Source organism: Salinicola sp. MIT1003, assembly GCF_001858555.1.
Lineage (GTDB): Bacteria > Pseudomonadota > Gammaproteobacteria > Pseudomonadales > Halomonadaceae > Salinicola > Salinicola salarius.
Genome location: NZ_MCAP01000060.1, coordinates 127,257 through 145,719 on the forward strand (window position 1 = coordinate 127,257; position 18,463 = coordinate 145,719).

Below are 18,463 nucleotides of genomic sequence, written 5' to 3' on the forward strand. Positions count from 1 at the left end.
TTTGCTGTATCCACGCTGGCGTCTGTGAACAGGTTCTGACAGCGTTGGCTCAATTCAGCGGCTCGATACGCCACTCGCCATCCTGAAGCACCAGATGACGATTGCAGCGGTGTGACTCGGGACCGGTCCTCTGGTCGGGCAGCGCCTGGATCACGCGCTCCCCCTGCGCCCGTAGCCGATTGATGGTCTCATTGAGCGCGGCGTCCGTCTGGTTCGGTGCCCAGATGCCATTGGTTGGCGGCTCTCGTTCGGCCAAGGTCGCCAGCTGCTTGAGATCCATGGAAAATCCGGTGGCCGGGCGGGCACGGCCAAAGGCCTGGCCGGTATCGTCGTAGCGTCCGCCCTTGCTCAGGGCCTGGCCGTATCCCGGCACGTAGGCGGCGAATACCATTCCGGTGTGGTACTGGTAGCCGCGCAGCTCGGCCAGGTCGAAGTAGAACGACACCTCGGGATGCTCGGCGACGACGCCGCGATGCAGCCGCATCAACTGATCGAGCGCGTCCAGAACGGCGCTCGGGGCCTCGGCCAATACCTGCTGGGCATGCTCCAGAATCTCCGCCCCGCCATGCAGCCGCGGAAGTTCGCTGAGCATCCGCGCGAGCCCGGAATCCCGAACATTGGCGGCCACCAGTTCGTCGATGACGATATAAGCCTTGCGTTCGATGGCATCGAACAGCGCCCGTTCGACGTCGTCGCTCCAGTCGACGGCACGCACTAGTTCGCGGTAGATCGCGGTGTGGCTCAGTGCCAGGTGAATCTCCTTGGCGCCGGCCGCCTCGAGGCTGGACAGCGCCAGCCTCAATACTTCGATATCGGCATCCAGCCCGGCGTGACCGAAGAGCTCGACGCCAACCTGCATGGGGCTGCGGCCGCCCTGATGCTTGTCGGCCTTGGCCCGCAGTACCGTCGTGCAATAGCACAGGCGCACGGGACCCTGACGCTTCAGCGAATGGGCGTCCATGCGCGCGACCTGAGGCGTCACGTCGGCACTGGCACCCATCATCCTGCCGGTCAACTGATCGGTCAGCTTGAACGTCTGCAGATCCAGATCGGTGCCGGTGCCGGTCAGCAGCGAGTCGAGAAATTCGACCGGCGGCGGCATGACCAGGTCGTAGCCCCAGCGGTCGTACAGGTCGAGCAGCGTCCGACGCAACTCCTCCATCCGGGTTGCCTGCGGCGGCAATACTTCATCCATGCCGTCGGGTAGCAACCAGCGGTCAGCGATCGTCATGAGCTTTTCCTGCCCAGCGGTAAGTCGGTAAAGATCGGAGGCAAAGGCCAGCTTCGCCATCCCGTGACAGTTGCAGCCGGAGCGCTGCGAGGCGGGTGCATTGCGCAAAGACTTGATCGTATGAAGACGTGATTGCGCAAAAACAGGCCGCACAAAAAAGCCGGGCTAAACCCGGCTAGGCAATAGTACCACGAAACGCCCGCGGGGAAATCCCGCGGGCGTTCGTTTTCCTAGATGAGGCCGTTCGTCCGCCCGCCCCTCATGGCGCCGAAGCCTCGGCAGGCGTCGGGTCTTTGAGATAGCGGAAGAAGTCGCTGTCGTCCGGACTCAATACCAGCAGATCCTTGCCCTTGCCGTTGAAGCTGTCGCGATAGGCTTGCAGCGAACGATAGAACGAGAAGAAATCCGGTGCCTGCTGATAGGCGCTGGCATAGATCTGCGCCGCCTGGGCATCACCCTCGCCACGTGTGGTCTCCGCTTCCTGGCGACCGTTGGCGAGAATTTCCTGACGCTGACGATCGGCGTCGGCACGAATCGCCTCGGCCTGCTGGGAACCTTCCGCGCGATAGGTTCTCGCCGCCTGCTCCCGCTCCGAATTCATGCGTTCGTAAACCGCCTGAGTCACCTCGGGTGGCAGCTCGATTCGCTTGACGCGAATATCGAGGATATGGACACCCAGCTCGTCGCGCATCGCCTGGTCGAGCTGCTGTACCGGCTCGACCATCAGCTCTTCCCGCGCCCCTTCGACGGTGTCGGCGCCCTTGTCTTCACCCACCAGTTCCTGATTGTCGCTCTCTGCTGCGATTCTCTCCTGGATGATCGAGGACATCTCGGTCTGGCCGAACTTGTTGCGCAATGCTTCGTCGGTCCGTGGCGCGATCAGGTTCTCGGCGACCTGGATGTTGCCACGCGTAGCCTCGTAGAACTGCTGTGGGTCGGCAATCTTCCACTTCACGAAGGAGTCGACGATCACCGCCTTGGAGTCCGCCGTCAGGTACCGCGTCGCGCTGGAGTCGACCGTCTGCACGCGTACGTCGAAGATTCGCACGGTGTTGAATATCGGCAGCTTGAAGTGCAGACCGGGGCCAATGTTGTTTTCGATCACCTCGCCGAAACGCAGCTTGATGGCCCGTTCTGTCTCGTTGACGACGTAGAAACTGGCACTGGCAAACCAGGCCAGCAACGCCAGGATGATGACGCCAAACAGGGCGCGATTATTAAACATTAGCGACCCTCCCGCAGGCTGGAACTACGTGTCGGCTGCTGCGAGCCACTGTTCATCTGATCGATCACCTGCCGTGAAATCTGTTCGAGCTGTTGCATGCTCATCGGCGACGAGTCGCTCTGGCTGCTGTTACCGCCAGCCTGCATCTGATTGAGCGGCAGCACGGTCACGGCATTGCCGTCACCCAGATCGACGAGCGCCTTGGGCGTCTTGCTCAGCACATCGCTCATGGTCTCGAGATAGAGACGCTGACGCGTCACGTCCGGCGCCTGCCGATATTCGCTCAGCAGCGAATTGAAGCGGTTGGTCTGACCGATGGCATCGGATACCGAAGCAGCCTTGTAGCCATTGGCTTCCTCGATGAGACGCTGCTTCTGACCCTTGGCCTCGAGAACGACGGCCTGGCTATAGGCATTGGCCTGGTTGATCGAGCGCTGACGCTCCTCCCGGGCACGGATGACGTCGTCGAAGGCGTCCTGGACCTGATCCGGCGGCGCGGTCGATTCGACGTTGACCGTCTGCAGACGCAGACCGGTACCGTAAGCTTCCATATAGGCCGTCAACCGCTCGAAAACCCGCTGCCCCAGCCGATCACGACCGGTGGTCAGGATTTCCTGCAGGTGCATGTTGCCCACTTCCTGGCGCAAGGCCGAGTCCATGGCGTTCTGCAGCGTCATCTCAGGCTCGTTGACGTTGACCAGAAACGCATGCGAATCGCTCACCACATACTGCGCCGAGACGCTGACGCGAACGATGTTCTCGTCGCTGGTCAGCATCGAATCCGTCTGCGTCGCAGAGCGGATGCTGGTCACGTTGACGCTGTCCACGCGATCGATGATCGGCGGATTCCAGTGCAGACCGGGATTCAAGGTTTCGGTGTACTTGCCGAGTCGGAACACCACGCCGCGCTCGGACTGATCGATCAGATGGAAACCGGATCCGGCCCAGATCACGGCCGCCACGATCAGCACCAGGATCGGCAGCAAAAACGGGTTGCGCTTGCCACCGCCACCATTGCTGCCGCCGGAACCATCGCCGCCAGGACCGGAACGCTTGCCGCGGCCGCCCAGCAGACGGTTGATCTTGTCTTGAAACTTTTTCAGCGCTTCATCGAGATCCGGTGGCCCCTGATTGCCACCGCCGTTGTTGCCACCATTACCACTCGGGCGTCGGCCCCCTCCGCCGCCCCAAGGGTCCTGCTGGTTGTTGCCACCACCAGGCTCATTCCAAGCCATACCTAGTCTCCAATGATGCAGTCAAAGCGTTGCGTCAGGCCAAAGCATTACGCATGGCATCGGGAGCATGAGCCGCCGTGGCGTTGCACTGACGTGCAAAGGGCTGGTTCGGACGGATGCCGAATCCCCTGTCACCCTGCATCGCTCGGATCTGCTCGCCAGACCACGAAGCTCCCTGCGTCGTTTTTCTCACCTCAAACCCGTTCCCAATCGGCAACCGGCGTTTTTTCCGAGGTGGGCAAATAATCGTCGGCGCGTTCGCCCAAGCGAGCCATCATCTGCATAAACTCCCGCCGGGGCAAGCGAATCTCCAGATTCGAGCGACCGCGCTCGTCGAACGTTTCGTTCTGCACGGCCTGCAACTCGTGCAGCGCCGCTCGTAGTCGACCCTGCTCGGGCGTCAGCGTCAAGCGGATATCGAGGATATCCTCGGCCAGCCATTCCCCAAGCGCTTCGCGCAACAGTTCCAGGCCTTCACCGTCGCGTGCCGACAGCCACACGACCTGCGGGAAGCCCTGTTCGTCACGTTCGATCCGCGGCGACGTTCCCAACAGGTCGATCTTGTTCATTACCAGCAATCGTGGCACATCGTCTGCATCGATCTCGGCCAGCACACTATCGACCTGAGCCACGTTGAGTTCGCGGTCCGGATCGGCAGCGTCGATCACATGGACGATCAGGCTGGCCTCGGTCGCTTCCTGCAGCGTGGCCCGGAAGGCCTCGACCAGCTTGTGCGGCAGATGCCGGATGAAGCCGACCGTATCCGCCAGCACGATCTCGCCGACATCCGGCACGTCGAGGCGACGCAAGGTCGGATCGAGCGTGGCGAAGAGCTGATCGGCGGCGTATACCTCGGACGAGGTGATCGCATTGAACAGGGTCGATTTGCCAGCGTTGGTGTAGCCCACCAGAGAGACGCTCGGAATTTCCGCCCGCGCTCTGGCGCGCCGATTCTGGTCGCGCTGCTTGCGGACCTTCTCGAGACGCTTGTGAATCGACTTGATGCGCTCACGCAGCAGACGCCGGTCGGTCTCGAGCTGGGTTTCCCCCGGGCCACGCAGACCGATACCGCCTTTCTGGCGCTCGAGGTGGGTCCAGCCGCGCACCAGTCGGGTAGACATGTACTCGAGCTGAGCCAGTTCGACCTGGAGTTTGCCTTCGTGAGTCCGCGCGCGTTGCGCGAAGATATCGAGAATCAGCCCCGTTCGATCGAGCACACGGCACTTGAGCGCACGTTCGAGGTTGCGTTCCTGGGAAGGAGACAGGGCATGATTGAAAATGACGAGTTCGGCGCCGTGGGTCTCGAGTGCGGCCTTGACCTCCTCGAGCTTGCCACTGCCGATGAAAGAACGAGGGTCGGGGCGACGCCGACTACCCTGAATCAGGGTAGCCGACTCCGCCCCGGCAGAGCGCACCAGCTCCAGGAGTTCACCCGGATCTTCGCGCTCCTGCTCGTCCTGAAAGTCCACATGGACCAGAATCGCCGTTTCGCCGGCGTCGGGACGTTCGAAAAACAATCACTACCTCTCGATTAGCTATCGAGTCCGGATGCAGCGGTAGGATCCTGCGGCGGCAACCGGACGTTACGGGACGGCACGACCGTCGAAATGGCATGCTTGTAGACCATCTGACTGACGGTGTTGCGCAACAGGATGACGAACTGATCGAACGACTCGATCTGTCCCTGCAGCTTGATGCCGTTGACCAGAAAAATGGAAACCGGGATGCGCTCCTTGCGCAGAATGTTCAGGTACGGATCCTGAAGGGACTGTCCTTTGGACATGTTGCTCTCCCTAATACTGTTATGAATGGTGCTGTTTTAGTTGGGCGGCGATTCGTTCTGACTCGGCATCACACCGGCGGCATCGCAACGCCGCAAGTATAGGTCTGGACGAAGCCCGCCATTTTACGCTAACTGCCGTGGTCACGCACGATTTTCGCAATCCGCTCGCCCACATCCGGCGCGCAGCTATCGACCCAATGAAGATCGGGCCAGCGCCGCAGCCAGGTCAACTGGCGCTTGGCCAACTGGCGCGTGGCGGCAATACCGCGTTCACGCAGTTCACCGCGATCGCAGGCCCCATCGAGGTACTCCCATGCCTGCCGATAACCGACGCTCTTCATCGACGGCAGATCCGCATGAAGGTCACCGCGCTGTTTCAATGTAGCCACTTCCGACACGAATCCTCCAGCGAGCATGGCATCGAAGCGCTGGGCGATACGCGCATGCAGGACATGACGCTCGGCAGGCGCGAGAGCTATGGACAACAATCGCCACGGAAAGTTTTCACGCTGCTGGTGCTGCCAGTGCTCGGAGAGCGGTACACCGCTAAGCCGATAGACTTCTAGCGCACGGATCAGGCGCTGACGATTGCGCGGATGGATGGCAGCGGCGGCCTGCGGATCGACCTCGACGAGCTCCGCATGCAGCGCCTCGAAGCCCTCGCGCTCGCCGCGCTGACGGAGCTGTTCGCGCATGACCGGGTCCGCCCCGGGCATGGTCGCGACGCCTTCGACCAGGCGCTTGGCGTACATCATCGTGCCACCCACCAGCAGCGGCGTTTTGCCGCAGGCCGTGATCGCCTTCATTTCACGCAGCGCATCGAGACGAAAGTCCGCGGCGGTATAGACCTCGGCCGGATCGCGAATGTCGATCAGACGATGCGGCGCCGCTGCCAGTTCTTCCCGGGACGGCTTGGCCGTGCCGATATCCATGCCGCGATAGACCATCGCCGAGTCGACACTGATCAGTTCCGCGTCGAAGCGCCGATGCAGCGCAATCGCGCTGTCGGTCTTGCCGGCGGCCGTCGGTCCGAGCAGCAGGATCGCCAGCGGACGATCATCCCGCCTCGAGCCACCGTGCTCTCTCGGACCAAAAGATTCGTCGTGCATGCGACCATCGTTTTCGTTCACAGACATCCTCGTTCACTGGCCGCGAAGGAACAGCTTGTCGAGCTGCGCCATCGACATTTCGGTCCAGGTGGGGCGCCCGTGATTGCACTGCCCGCTACGCTCGGTACGTTCCATGTCGCGCAGCAGCGCATTCATCTCGGGCAGCGTCAGCAGGCGATTGGCGCGCACGCTGCCGTGGCAGGCCATGGTGCTGAGCAGCTCGTTGATCCGGGTCTCGAGACGGTCCGAACGCCCGAAGCGCTCGAGATCGCCGAGCATGTCCCGTATCAGCGGCTCGATATCCGCATCCGCCAGCAGTGCCGGTACCTGGCGGATCAGCAGCGTCTCGGGGCCGGCGGCGTCGAGCACCACACCCAGCCGGGCGAAGGCCTCCCGCTCCTGATCGGCGATCTCGGCTTCGCCGGCGCTGACCGCCATGGAGACCGGCACCAGCAGCGGCTGCGCATCGAGCGCGCCGGCATGAATTTGCTGCTTCATGCGTTCATAGACGATCCGTTCGTGGGCGGCATGCATGTCGACGATGACCATCCCGCGCTCGGTCTGGGCCAGAATGTAGACGCCGTGCAGTTGCGCCACGGCATAGCCCAGCGGTGGCGCCTGGGTATCGTCCTGGGTTTTGATATCAGTGGCCAGCGTCGTCAGCGGCGTCGCCGGACGCTCCCGAAGCGCCACATCGGCCGCCTCGCCCCCCGGGGCATCAGCGCGACCATCACGCGGCGTCAGCAGCGACGACTCGTGTTCCGGATGCAGCGCATGATAGCCCGCCATGAACTCACGAATCCGCTGGGCCGCGGGACGACTCTGTGCCGACGACTCTCCGCCTGACGCATGCTGCCCGGCCAGCGGCATGCGCTGCTGCTGCCAGCCGGGCGCATCGTAGGCCGTGGAGGGACGAGCCTGCCCTTCGGGCGATTGCCGAGCTGGCGCGCCGATCTCCTCGTCGGCGGCATCGCCTGCCAGTTCCGCGTTATTTCCTGCCGTCACTGCCCCGTTGGGTTTCACCGATGCCAGTGCGCGATGCAGGCTCGAGAACAGGAAATCGTGGACCAGGCGGCCGTCGCGAAAGCGCACTTCATGCTTGGTCGGATGCACGTTGACGTCCACCACCCGCGGATCGAGCTCGAGATAGAGCACGAACACCGGATGCCGGCCATGGAACATCACGTCGCGATAGGCCTGACGAATGGCATGGGCGACCAGACGGTCCCTGACGATGCGGCCATTGACGAAGAAATACTGCTGATCGGCCTGCGCACGAGAGTAGGTCGGCTCGCCGACCCAGCCCCACAAGCGGAGCCCCGTGGCCTCCAGGTCGACGTGCAGAGCCTCGTTCAGGAAGCGCTTGCCCAGCATCGCGCCAATGCGCCGCTCCCGACCGGCCTGCTCCGCCGCCACGCCGGGCAACTGATGCACGACCTTCTGGTTGTGACGCAACAGCCAGGTGATATCGAAACGGGACAACACCAGGCGCCGAAAGGCCTCCTCGACGTGGCCGAATTCGGTCTTTTCGGTGCGCAGGAACTTGCGCCGCGCTGGCGTGTTGAAGAACAGATCGCGAACCAGCACCGAAGTGCCACGAGGATGCGGCGCTGGCGTGACCCGCGGCTCCATCTGGCGCCCTTCGGCAACCACTCGCCAGCCGCCGGCGGGATCTTCGTTGGCGTTGGAGATCAGCTCGAGGCGCGACACCGAGCTGATCGACGCCAGCGCCTCGCCGCGGAAGCCCAGGCTGGAGACGTCCTCGAGATCGTCGAGCGAGGCGATCTTGCTGGTGGCGTGCCGGGATAGCGCTAACGGCAGGTCGTCTTCGCCGATGCCGATGCCATCGTCACGCACACGGATCAATCGCGCCCCCCCCGCCTCGAGCTCGACCTCGATACGCTGGCTGCCGGCGTCGATGGCGTTCTCGACGACCTCCTTGACCACCGAGGCCGGCCGCTCGACCACCTCCCCTGCGGCGATCTGGTTGGCCAGACGGGGATCGAGTATGCGGATGCGTGACGGTTCACTCATCGCAGGATCTCCTCAACGTTCAACGCAGTCGTCCGAAACTCATCCGCTCTGTCTGAAAAATCGACGAGCGGCGGTCAGACAAGGCAAAAATCGGCGAAAAAGCGGAGCTTACGAGGTTGTAAATGAGCATTTTAAGCCGATTTTTAACGCCGTATGGCCGAGCGCAGACATTTTTCAGGCAAAGCGTCGTCATGGAATGGTCAACACCTGCCCTACCCGCAAGATGTCGCTATCCAGCCCATTGGCCTGCTTCAGCGCCTTCATGCTGATGTTATGGCTGGCCGCTACCTGGGACAACGAATCGCCTCTCTGGACGCGATACTCGTTGCCGGCGCTGCCGCGTCCCTGATCACGCTGCCAGGCCAGCAGGCTCGAGGGCGGCGGATGCTGGCGGAAATGGGCCACGATACCGTCGTAGATCGCCTGGGCCAGCTTGGCCTGGTGTGCCGACGACTTTAGCTGCGCCTCTTCGCGCGGGTTGGAGATGAAGCCGGTCTCGACCAGCAGCGACGGGATGTCCGGTGATTTCAGCACCACGAAGCCCGCCTGCTCGACGCTCGACTTGTGCAGCTTGTTGATCCGCCCCAGTCGATCGAGCACCTGCCCGCCAGTCGCCAGCGAATCGTTCATCGTCGCGGTCATCGTCAGATCGAGCAGCACGCCGCGCAGCACTTCATCCTTGTCGTCGAGGCTCAAGTTGCCGTCGACGCCCCCGATCAGGTCGGACTGGTTTTCGCTCGCCGCCAGCCAGCGTGCGGTTTCCGACGTTGCCCCGCCCTGGGATAGCGCGTAGACCGAACTACCATAGGGCTGGCTACTGCGAACCGCATCGGCATGAACCGAGACGAAGAAGTCCGCCTTCTGCTGTCGGGCGATCAGGGTGCGCTGACGCAAGCCGACGTAATAGTCGCCATCGCGGGTCAGGAACGCCTTGAACCCCGGCGTCTGATCGAAACGCTGCTTCACCTTGCGCGCGATCTGGAGCACGACATCCTTTTCTTGAGTATTGTGAGGACCGGTTGCTCCCGGATCTTCACCACCGTGACCGGCATCGACGGCGATGATGATGTCCCGCTTGGGATGCGGCTGCGCCTCGACGGCGGAAGCCACCGTTTCGGCTTCCTGCGGCTTGCCTTCGGCGACGGCTTCGGTTTGTGCTCGTTGCGCAGCGATCTCCTGATCGCGAATCATTGCCTCGATAGGATCGATGGGATCCTTGACCGCGCTGGCGCCGGGATAGTCGAGATCCACCACCAGACGGTCGCTGTACTGTTCATTGGGCGGCAGCGTGAAGCTCTTGGGCACGACAGAGCGATTGACGTCGAGCACGACGCGCAATCCGCCGCTTTCCCGCACCCCGGTACGCACTTTGGAAATGGCGCTGTCGTCCAGATCGAGCTTGTCGATATCGAAATCCAGCTCGGTACTGTCGAGGTCGATCACGACGCGATCAGGGCCTTCCAGAGTGAAGATGTTGGCGTTGACCGGCCCCGACATGTCGAACACCAGCCTGACGTGATCCGGTGCCGACCACAGCCGCATGTTGTCCACTTCGACGGCTTGTGCCTGCGCGGCAGCCCCGAGGCAGAAAAGGGAGATCAAACCGGCCAACCAACGATGCCGGGCCCCCTTGCGCTTGGCCGGCCAGGCGCGCACGCCTCTCCCCAACAGCAAGAACGCGGCATGACTCAGGATGACGACGAGATTCCATAACGACTCAAGACCGGATTGGACATCATGACGCGTCTCTTGCACTTCTTTCAGCATTCATCTTCCTTGTGACTCACTGGTTCCTCACCGCTCATCGGATCGCGCAGCCCCGTCGGCAACTTTTCCACGACGGCACGTCCCTGTTCGCTGTGTGCGATGCCCCAGGCGATCCGCCCCGCGGAATGAACCCGAAGATGAATCTCGAGATCGGGCGTGGGTAGCCAGCCGACGCCGCGGCTCGGCCATTCGATCAGGCAGAGCGCGTCGTCGCCAAGCATGTCACGGGCGCCGATGAACTCGAGCTCCTCGGGATCGCCCAGGCGGTAGAGGTCGAAATGAAAAATCCGGGCCGCGGTGGTCTCGTAGGGCTCGACCAGCGTGTAGGTCGGGCTCTTGACGGCGCCAACATGGCCATAGGCGCGCAGGATGCCCCGGGCCAGCGTGGTCTTGCCGGCGCCAAGATCGCCGATCAGGTGGACCTGACCGCGTCCGGCCAGCGCTCGGCCCAGGGATTCGCCAAAGGCCACCTGGGCGGCTTCATCGCTAAGTGTGATCGGCATGACTCGAGACAGGTTGAGGGTTGGCCAAAGTTCGCGCATAGGATGCCAGATCAGTCGCCAGCAAACCACGCTCGCCGGCATCCAGCGCTGCAGCATCCGCTGCCAGGGCGTGGAGCAGCACGCCGATTCTCGCTGCCTCGCCGAGCGACTCGAGCTGTCCGGCGAGCCCCGCGATGATGCCGGTCAACGCATCGCCCATGCCGCCGCTGGCCATGCCCGGATTGCCGAACGGGCAGAGTGTGAGCCGCTCGCCGTCGTAGACCAGCGTGCCCGCCCCCTTGAGCACGATGGTACCGCCCCAGCGCCGATGCAGGGCGATGACGGCGTCGCGTCGGTCCCGCTGGACGTCGGCGGTGGAAATGCCCAGCAGGCGCCCCGCTTCGCCGGGGTGCGGCGTCAGTATCCAGTCGTCCCGACGGCGCGCCCGTTCGTCGCGCGCCAGCAGGTTGAGGCCATCGGCATCGATGATGCAGGGCTTGCCGGCATCGAGCGCGCGCTGCAACGCGGCCTGCCCCCAGGCACCGGTGCCGATCCCCGGCCCCACGGCCACGACATCGGCCGCCTCGACCATCGGCTCGAGATCCGGCGCACCACGCACGCCTCGCGCCATGATCTCGGGAAAACGGGTCAGACTGGCCGAGACATGAGCGGCATCGGTGGCGAGGCTCACCTTGCCGGCGCCAACGCGCGCCACCATCTCGCTGGTCATCAGCGCCGCCCCGCCCATGCCCGGCGCGCCGGCGACCACCAGCACGTGGCCATGGGCACCCTTGTGGCTGTTGGGCGTTCGCGGCGGCAGCGCCATCGCCAGATCCTCGCGCGCTTGGCGCCAGGCCACCGGCACGATATCGCCATGCCGTAACGGATCGACGCCGAGCGAGGCAAAAACGATATCCCCCACCACATCGAGCGCCGCTCCGGTATGCAGACCGAACTTGTCGCCGATGAAGGTGACCGTCAGCATGGCCCTGATCGCCTCGGCCTCGACATGGCCGGTATCGACATCGACCCCGGAGGGCACATCGACGGCCATGACCGGACGACCGCTGGCATTGACCTCGGCGATGGCAGCGGCATAAGGCGCACGAGGCGCGCCCTTGGCGCCGGTACCCAGCATCGCATCGACCATCAGCTCGCCATCCAGGGTCAGCTCATCGTTCCAGTCGACCGCTTCGACACCTGCCTCAGCCGCCATTGCCGCCGCCCGGCGCGCGTCACCCTCGAGTTCGGTGACCGGCTTGAGCGCGACCAGGTCCACCACCAGGCCCTCGGCGGCAGCCAGCGCCGCGATGACGTAACCGTCGCCACCATTGTTGCCGCCACCGCATAGCACGCAGAGACGACGCACCTGTGGCCAGCGGGCACGCAGCGTGTCATAGGCCGACTCGCCGGCACGCCACATCAACGCGAAGCTGTCGCCCTCGGCCTCGATGGTTCGGCGATCCAGCTCTCGCACCTGTTCGGCCAGATAGAGCGGCCGCTGAAAAGAAGAGGCGGTCATCGTGACTCCTGTCATCTTCCGATAGAGGATTTGCCGATGAGTGGCGCCAGATGGCGTCCCATCTACCATTCGACTGACGCTCGGCTCATTAGTGGTGTAGGGTAGCGCACCCGACACTTCTATCTCCGTTGGCTTCTCTGCGGTATGTCACAGCCATCCAGCATCGACTTCGACGAACTCGCCTCGTGCATCAAGCAGTGGGGACGAGAACTCGGCTTCCAGGCGATCGGTATCACGGATACCGATCTGCAGACCCATGAGCGCTATCTGCAGCGCTGGCTGGACGCCGGACATCATGGCGAAATGCACTACATGGCCAAGCATGGGAGCAAACGCACCCGGCCGCAGGAACTCGTCCCCAGAACACTGCGGGTGATCAGCGCGCGCATGGACTACCTGCCGCCCGAGGTCGAGACCACCAGGATACTGGGACAACCGCAGAAGGCGTACGTTTCACGCTACGCGCTGGGCCGCGACTATCACAAACTGATTCGCAAGCGCCTCGATCAGTTGGCCCGCCGGATCGAGGACGAAGTCGGCCCGATCGGCTATCGCGCCTTCGTCGACTCCGCACCGGTGATGGAGCGCGCCCTGGCCCAGAAAGCCGGACTGGGCTGGTTCGGCAAGAACGCCATGCTGCTCAACCCGCAGGCCGGCTCGCTGTTTTTCCTCGGCGAACTCTATACCGACCTGCCGCTGCCGGTGGACCCGCCCTTCGAGCGCGAGCACTGCGGCTCCTGCTCCAGCTGTCAGACCGCCTGCCCGACGGACGCCATCATCGACGACAAGGTGATCGACGCGCGGCGCTGCATCTCGTACCTGACCATCGAACTCCACGGCAGCATTCCCCTCGAGTTCCGCCGGGCCATGGGCAATCGCGTCTACGGCTGCGACGACTGCCAGCTGTTCTGCCCTTTCACCCGCTTCACTCGCGCCAGTGCAGAGCCGGATTTCGCGCCGCGTCACGATCTCGACCGTGCCGAGCTGATCGAACTGTTCGCCTGGAGCGAGACCGAATTCCTTAAGCGCACCGAAGGCAGTCCGATTCGGCGCATCGGCTACGAGCGCTGGCTGCGCAATCTCGCCATTGGGCTGGGCAACGCGCCCTGGAGCGAGCGGGTCGAAAGCGCTCTGCGCGCCCGTCTGGCCTACCCTTCAGATCTGGTTCGAGAACATGTGCGCTGGGCGCTGGAAGAACAACGGCGCAAGCGCGAGGCGCGTATCGCCAGCGCCTAGCCCATGACGAACGGGTCGCACGCCCGTCACGATCCGCTCTTCAGGAAGACAGCTTCAGGAATGTCTCGCGGTAATGCTTGAGCTCCGCCAGCGATTCACGGATGTCGTCCAGCGCCTGATGCGTGTTGCGCTTGGTGAAGCTGCTCGCCGCCGCCGGATTCCAGCGCTTGGCCAACTCCTTCAGCGTCGAGACATCCAGGTTGCGATAGTGGAAGAAGTTGTTAAGCGCCGGCATCTCGCGCTCCATGAAACGACGATCCTGATGGACGCTGTTACCGCAGACCGGCGAGGTGCCAGGCGAGACATAAGTGGCGAGAAACGCGAGGGTACGGCGTTCCGCTTCCGCCGTATCGATGGCGCTCTCGCGGACCCGCTGGATCAGCCCGGATTCGCCATGGGTCTTCTGGTTCCACTCGTCCATGCCATCGAGCAGGGCGTCCGGCTGATGCACGGCCAGCACCGGGCCTTCGGCGATCAGGTTCAGCTCGGCATCGGTGATCAGCGTTGCCACCTCGATGATGCGCTCCCGGTCGGGATCGAGACCGGTCATTTCCAGATCGATCCAGACCAGAAGATCGCTACGTGTGCCGGCGGCGGATGGGACAGAGGCGGATGAGTCAGTGGTGGATGAGTTAGAGGCGGATGGTTCAGACATGAACAACTCCAGAGTCGGTGTCCTCGACCTCGCGGACGCGGGCGGACACGGCAAGTCGGTAAAGGCTACAATGCCCGCCATTCTACCCCCGGGGCACGACGGATGGGCAAACACCAACAGCCAGAACCGAAAACCATGAGTCACCGCAAACCATGAGCCGCCGCAAACTGAGCCGCCAACAGCGCTGGCGCGTCGAGAAGATCCAGGCCGAACGCACCGAAAGAGCGTTGAAAAAGGACGACCGCGATAGCGAACGTCTCGATGCCGGCGAATACGGGGCCGAGCAGCCAGGCCGCGTCGCCGCCCACTTCGGCCGCTCGCTGGAGGTAGAATCCGTCGAGGATGACCAGATCCGGCTGCACCGTTGCCATCTGCGCGCCAATCTCGAAGGGCTGGTGACCGGCGACCAGGTGGTCTGGCGCCAGGCCAACGACGGCAGCGGCGTGGTGGTCGCCCGCGGCGAGCGTCGCAGCGTGCTCGAACGCCCGGATGCCCACGGGCAACTGCGCCCCGTCGCCGCCAATATCGACCAGATCCTGATCGTGGTCGCGGTCGAGCCGGAGCCGCACCCCAACCTGATCGACCGTTACCTGGTCGCCGCGGAACATACCGGGATCCCGCCCGTACTGGTGCTCAACAAGAGTGACCTGCTGCCACCCGAGGGCGGCGCGCTGCGTGAATTGCTGGCGCGCTATGATGGGCTCGGCTACCCGTTGGTCGAAGCGTCCGCGCGTGGAGAGCATGGCCTCGATGCGCTGCAGGCTCGCCTGGCGGCGCGCACCTCCGTCTTCGTCGGCCAGAGCGGAGTCGGCAAATCCTCGCTGATCGACAAGCTGTTACCCGACGAAACCTTGCGAATCGGCGCACTGTCGACGGATACCCGCAAAGGCAAGCACACCACCACCACGGCGCGCCTCTACCCGCTACCACTGAAGGCGGCGGCCGACGGAGCACGACGAGGCGACTTGATCGACTCGCCCGGCATCCGGGAATTCGGCCTCTGGCATCTCGACGAGCGCGAGCTGGCGGAAGGCTTCATCGAGTTTCGCCCGTTTCTCGGCCACTGCCGATTCCGCGACTGCCGCCATCGTCAGGAACCCGGCTGCGCCCTGATCGACGCCGTCGAACGTGGCGACATTCATCCCCAGCGCTTCGCCAGCTTTCAGCGCATCAGAGACGACATCGCCGCGTCCTGAGAGTCGCCAAGGTTTATCGAAGCCGCCCCAGCGCCTTTCAAGACGACGCTGAACGGCGCCCGCTGAGCCGGGTCTTGTGGCATGGATGCCACAAGAGGCGCGCTTGGACAGGGATGTCCTTGCGCGCCGACCCGAGCGCAAGCGGCAGTCGTTCAGGATTTCGTCGTCTTGTGGCGTGAAAAGAGGGGGAGCGGCGAGGGGGCGAGCGTTAAGCCCCCTCGTCACGGTGAGCAGCAGGCTGGATCAAGACTCGACAGCCGTAGCCCCGCTGCCAGAAATACATCTCTCAGGCATGAGTTTGATGATGACCAAAAGGATCGCCGCGTCCTAAGACGCGGCGATAGTTCGCGAGACGCTCGAAGTCATCGAGCGCAGACGCTGAGGATCAGCCTTCGAACAACATCAAAATGGACAGGAAGAACAGCACCCACATCGCCGGGCGCACTTCCTTCGCCTTGCCCACCCCCACCTTGACCGCGACGAAGGTCAGGAAGCCGAACACCACGCCGTGGGTGATCGAGTAGGTCAGCGGGATCAGCATCATCGCCACGAACGCCGGGATCGCATCGTCGTACTGCTGCCAGTCGATGGTGCGGATCGGCGAGAGCATGAACACGCCCACCATGATCAGCGCCGGCGCGGTGGCAATCGCCGGCACCAGTGCCAACAGCGGAGACAGAAACAGAAACGGCAGGAACAGCAGCCCCGCGACCACGGCGACCAGTCCGGAACGTCCGCCCTGACTGATGCCGGCCGCAGATTCGACGTAGGCGTTGGCCGGACTGGTGCCCAACGGCGCGGAAATCAATGCGGAAAAGGCATCCACCATCATCGAACGACGGATGTTGCGCGGCTCGCCATCCTCGTCGAGCAGGTTGCCCGCCTGACATACGCCGATGAACGTCGACATCGCATCGAAGAACGTCGTGAACAGAATCACGAAGATGAACGGCCAGTAGGCCACCGACAGCGCGCCGACGAAATCGACCTGCCACAGCGCCCCGAAATCGGGCCAGGCGAAGATGCCTTGGAAGTTGACCAGCGTCGGCGTACCGGTCGGCGACATGGCACTGGCATCGCCCCACAGCCGGCCGATGGGGATGGCGAGTACCGTTGTGATGACGATACCCAGGATCAGCGCGCCCTGAATACGGCGCGCCACCAGCACGGCGGTGATCCCCAGCCCGATCAGGAATGTGACAAGCGTCGGCGTCATCTCGCCCAGGCCCACCACCGTGGCCGGGTTGGAAACCAGCATGCCGGCGTTGACCAGGCCGATCACGGTAATGAACAGGCCGATGCCGCAGGCAATGGCGTGACGCAGCGTTGCCGGGATCGCATCGACCACGTAGCGACGCACGTTGAACAGCGCCAGCAGCCCGAACAGCACGCCGGACCAGAACACACAGCCCAGCGCGGTCTGCCATTCGATGCCCGCACCCAGCACCATGGTGTAGGTGAACAGCGCATTGATCCCCATGCCCGGCGCCACCAGGATCGGGTTGCGCGCATAGAGGCCCATCATCACGCTGCCGAAGAAGCTGATCAGCACGGTGGCCGTCAGGGCGCCGGCGAACGGGACACCGGCGCTGGAAAGAATCGAAGGATTGACCACGATGATGTACATCGCCGCCAGGAAGGTCGCGATGCCCGCCAGCACTTCGGTTTTGACCGTCGTCCCCAGCGAGCGCAGAGAGAACATTTTTTCAAGCACGCAGCAATCTCCTGGCAATCATGATTGTTATTGGTGACGCGAACCGCTCGCGTCCGTGAATTTTGTATACGAGGATGGTCCCCATGAAAAGAGCCGAGAGGTCATCGGGCCGAAAAACCCCGTCCGAATTCGACCTTGCGAACAGGTAGACGCCACTCTCGAGCGGCGCGCAGTATAGCGGATCCGCTCCGCGACGCCATCCGCTACCCTAGCGAGAGGCACGTGTGCCATCATCATGGCCATTGCCGCATCAAGATCACGACAGAAACGATCACGACTGGAGTCACCGCTCATGAGCTCGGAAACCCCTCAGTTGCCACTGATTCTGGACCCGGCCACGCTAGCGCAGCACCTCGAAGATCCGCACCTGCTGATCATCGACGTGCCGCTCAAGGCCGAAAGTTACCAATCGGGTCACGTGCCGGGCGCGATCTTCCTCGAATCCCGTCGCCTGCTGGCCGGCACGGGCGAGGTGCCCAACGATGTGCCTTCCGAAGCCGCCCTGAGCACGCTGTTTTCCGAACTCGGGCTGACCCCGGAGACTCACGTCGTCGCCTACGACGATGAAGGTGGCGGTTGGGCCGGGCGTCTACTCTGGACGCTGGAACTGATCGGCCACCGCCGTTACTCGTACCTCAACGGCGGAATCCACGCCTGGCGTGCCGACGGTCAGCCGGTTTCCACCACGCCCGCCTCGCCCAAGCCCAGCCAGTACGAAGCGGCCTACCTCAATTCGCAGGTTCTGATCCGGCGCGAGGAGTTGATGGAGCGACTCGGCGATCCTGCGCTCGCGATCTGGGATGCCCGCTCCGACGAGGAATATCGAGGCACCAAGGGCGACAATCGCAAGCGGGGCCATATTCCCGGGGCGGTCAACCTCGACTGGCTGGACGTGATGGACAAAGACCACGACCTGCGCCTGCGCGACTACGCCGAACTCGTTACCGAACTGGAAGCCCGCGGCCTGACCCAGGACAAGGAGATCGTCACCCACTGCCAGACTCACCACCGCAGCGGACTCACCTGGCTCGCCGCCAAGGCGCTCGGTTACGACAACGTTCGCGCCTATCCCGGCTCATGGAAGGAATGGGGCAATCGCGACGATACGCCTATCGAAAACTAGCCGCGAGCCGCGAGCCGCGAGCCGCGAGCCGCAAAGAAAGTAACCGGCTAAAGCTTGAGGTTCGCAATCCCTTTCTCGAAGCTCGAAGCTCGAAGCTCGAAGCTCGAAGCTCGAAGCTCGAAGCTCGAAGCTCGAAGCTCGAAGCTCGAAG

The 18,463-nt window shown here is 63.4% G+C and carries 15 protein-coding genes; 3 read left to right on the forward strand and 12 right to left on the reverse strand.

Annotated elements, in window-relative coordinates:
* Positions 1-49 precede the first annotated feature (49 nt).
* The 10 genes from BC443_RS17975 to BC443_RS18020 all read right to left on the reverse strand — a co-directional run bounded on the left by BC443_RS17975 (position 50) and on the right by BC443_RS18020 (position 12,388).
* Positions 50-1,231, reverse strand: a complete 1,182-nt coding sequence (locus tag BC443_RS17975; RefSeq protein WP_071233251.1) for an ATP phosphoribosyltransferase regulatory subunit — start codon at positions 1,229-1,231, stop codon at positions 50-52.
* A gap of 259 nt (positions 1,232-1,490) precedes the next feature.
* Positions 1,491-2,456, reverse strand: coding sequence for a protease modulator HflC (gene hflC, locus BC443_RS17980; RefSeq protein WP_071233252.1), 966 nt, complete (start codon positions 2,454-2,456; stop codon positions 1,491-1,493).
* The gene (hflK, locus tag BC443_RS17985) at positions 2,456-3,691 is read right to left on the reverse strand and encodes an FtsH protease activity modulator HflK (RefSeq protein ID WP_071233253.1); all 1,236 of its coding nucleotides are present in this window, start codon (positions 3,689-3,691) and stop codon (positions 2,456-2,458) included. Before hflK ends, hflC begins: the two co-directional genes overlap by 1 nt.
* A 194-nt stretch (positions 3,692-3,885) precedes the next feature.
* On the reverse strand, positions 3,886-5,208 hold the full coding sequence (gene hflX / locus BC443_RS17990) for a ribosome rescue GTPase HflX (protein WP_071233254.1): 1,323 nt from the start codon (positions 5,206-5,208) through the stop codon (positions 3,886-3,888).
* A gap of 14 nt (positions 5,209-5,222) precedes the next feature.
* Positions 5,223-5,474 carry an RNA chaperone Hfq gene (gene hfq, locus BC443_RS17995; protein WP_071233255.1) on the reverse strand — a complete coding sequence of 84 codons (252 nt, stop codon included), beginning with the start codon at positions 5,472-5,474 and terminating at the stop codon, positions 5,223-5,225.
* 128 nt (positions 5,475-5,602) lie between these two features.
* On the reverse strand, positions 5,603-6,583 hold the full coding sequence (gene miaA, locus BC443_RS18000) for a tRNA (adenosine(37)-N6)-dimethylallyltransferase MiaA (RefSeq protein ID WP_071233273.1): 981 nt from the start codon (positions 6,581-6,583) through the stop codon (positions 5,603-5,605).
* A 33-nt stretch (positions 6,584-6,616) separates the two neighbouring features.
* Positions 6,617-8,617, reverse strand: coding sequence for a DNA mismatch repair endonuclease MutL (gene mutL, locus BC443_RS18005; RefSeq protein ID WP_071233256.1), 2,001 nt, complete (start codon positions 8,615-8,617; stop codon positions 6,617-6,619).
* 189 nt (positions 8,618-8,806) lie between these two features.
* Entirely contained in the window at positions 8,807-10,159 is a 1,353-nt protein-coding gene (locus BC443_RS18010) for an N-acetylmuramoyl-L-alanine amidase (protein ID WP_110634838.1), read from the reverse strand.
* A gap of 218 nt (positions 10,160-10,377) precedes the next feature.
* A complete protein-coding gene (tsaE, locus tag BC443_RS18015) occupies positions 10,378-10,887 on the reverse strand; it encodes a tRNA (adenosine(37)-N6)-threonylcarbamoyltransferase complex ATPase subunit type 1 TsaE (protein WP_071233257.1) in 510 nt (169 codons plus the stop codon).
* A complete protein-coding gene (locus tag BC443_RS18020; protein ID WP_071233258.1) occupies positions 10,871-12,388 on the reverse strand; it encodes a bifunctional ADP-dependent NAD(P)H-hydrate dehydratase/NAD(P)H-hydrate epimerase in 1,518 nt (505 codons plus the stop codon). Before BC443_RS18020 ends, tsaE begins: the two co-directional genes overlap by 17 nt.
* Positions 12,389-12,532: 144 nt before the next feature.
* On the opposite strand from BC443_RS18020, the gene queG reads away from it, so the two are divergent.
* Positions 12,533-13,624, forward strand: a complete 1,092-nt coding sequence (gene queG, locus BC443_RS18025) for a tRNA epoxyqueuosine(34) reductase QueG (RefSeq protein ID WP_071233259.1) — start codon at positions 12,533-12,535, stop codon at positions 13,622-13,624.
* Between the two features lie 40 nt (positions 13,625-13,664).
* On the opposite strand, the gene orn is transcribed toward queG, so the two are convergent.
* Positions 13,665-14,279 (reverse strand): oligoribonuclease, encoded by a 615-nt coding sequence (gene orn, locus BC443_RS18030; protein WP_083387509.1) that lies wholly within the window; start codon positions 14,277-14,279, stop codon positions 13,665-13,667.
* A 152-nt stretch (positions 14,280-14,431) separates the two neighbouring features.
* Between orn and rsgA the strand changes: the two genes are divergently transcribed.
* Entirely contained in the window at positions 14,432-15,475 is a 1,044-nt protein-coding gene (gene rsgA, locus BC443_RS18035; RefSeq protein WP_071233260.1) for a small ribosomal subunit biogenesis GTPase RsgA, read from the forward strand.
* A 385-nt stretch (positions 15,476-15,860) separates the two neighbouring features.
* On the opposite strand, the gene BC443_RS18040 is transcribed toward rsgA, so the two are convergent.
* Positions 15,861-17,177: an NCS2 family permease gene (locus tag BC443_RS18040; RefSeq protein WP_071233261.1), complete on the reverse strand. Its 1,317-nt coding sequence runs from the start codon at positions 17,175-17,177 to the stop codon at positions 15,861-15,863.
* Positions 17,178-17,481: 304 nt separating this feature from the next.
* Between BC443_RS18040 and BC443_RS18045 the strand changes: the two genes are divergently transcribed.
* A complete protein-coding gene (locus BC443_RS18045) occupies positions 17,482-18,312 on the forward strand; it encodes a sulfurtransferase (protein ID WP_071233262.1) in 831 nt (276 codons plus the stop codon).
* Positions 18,313-18,463 lie beyond the last annotated feature (151 nt).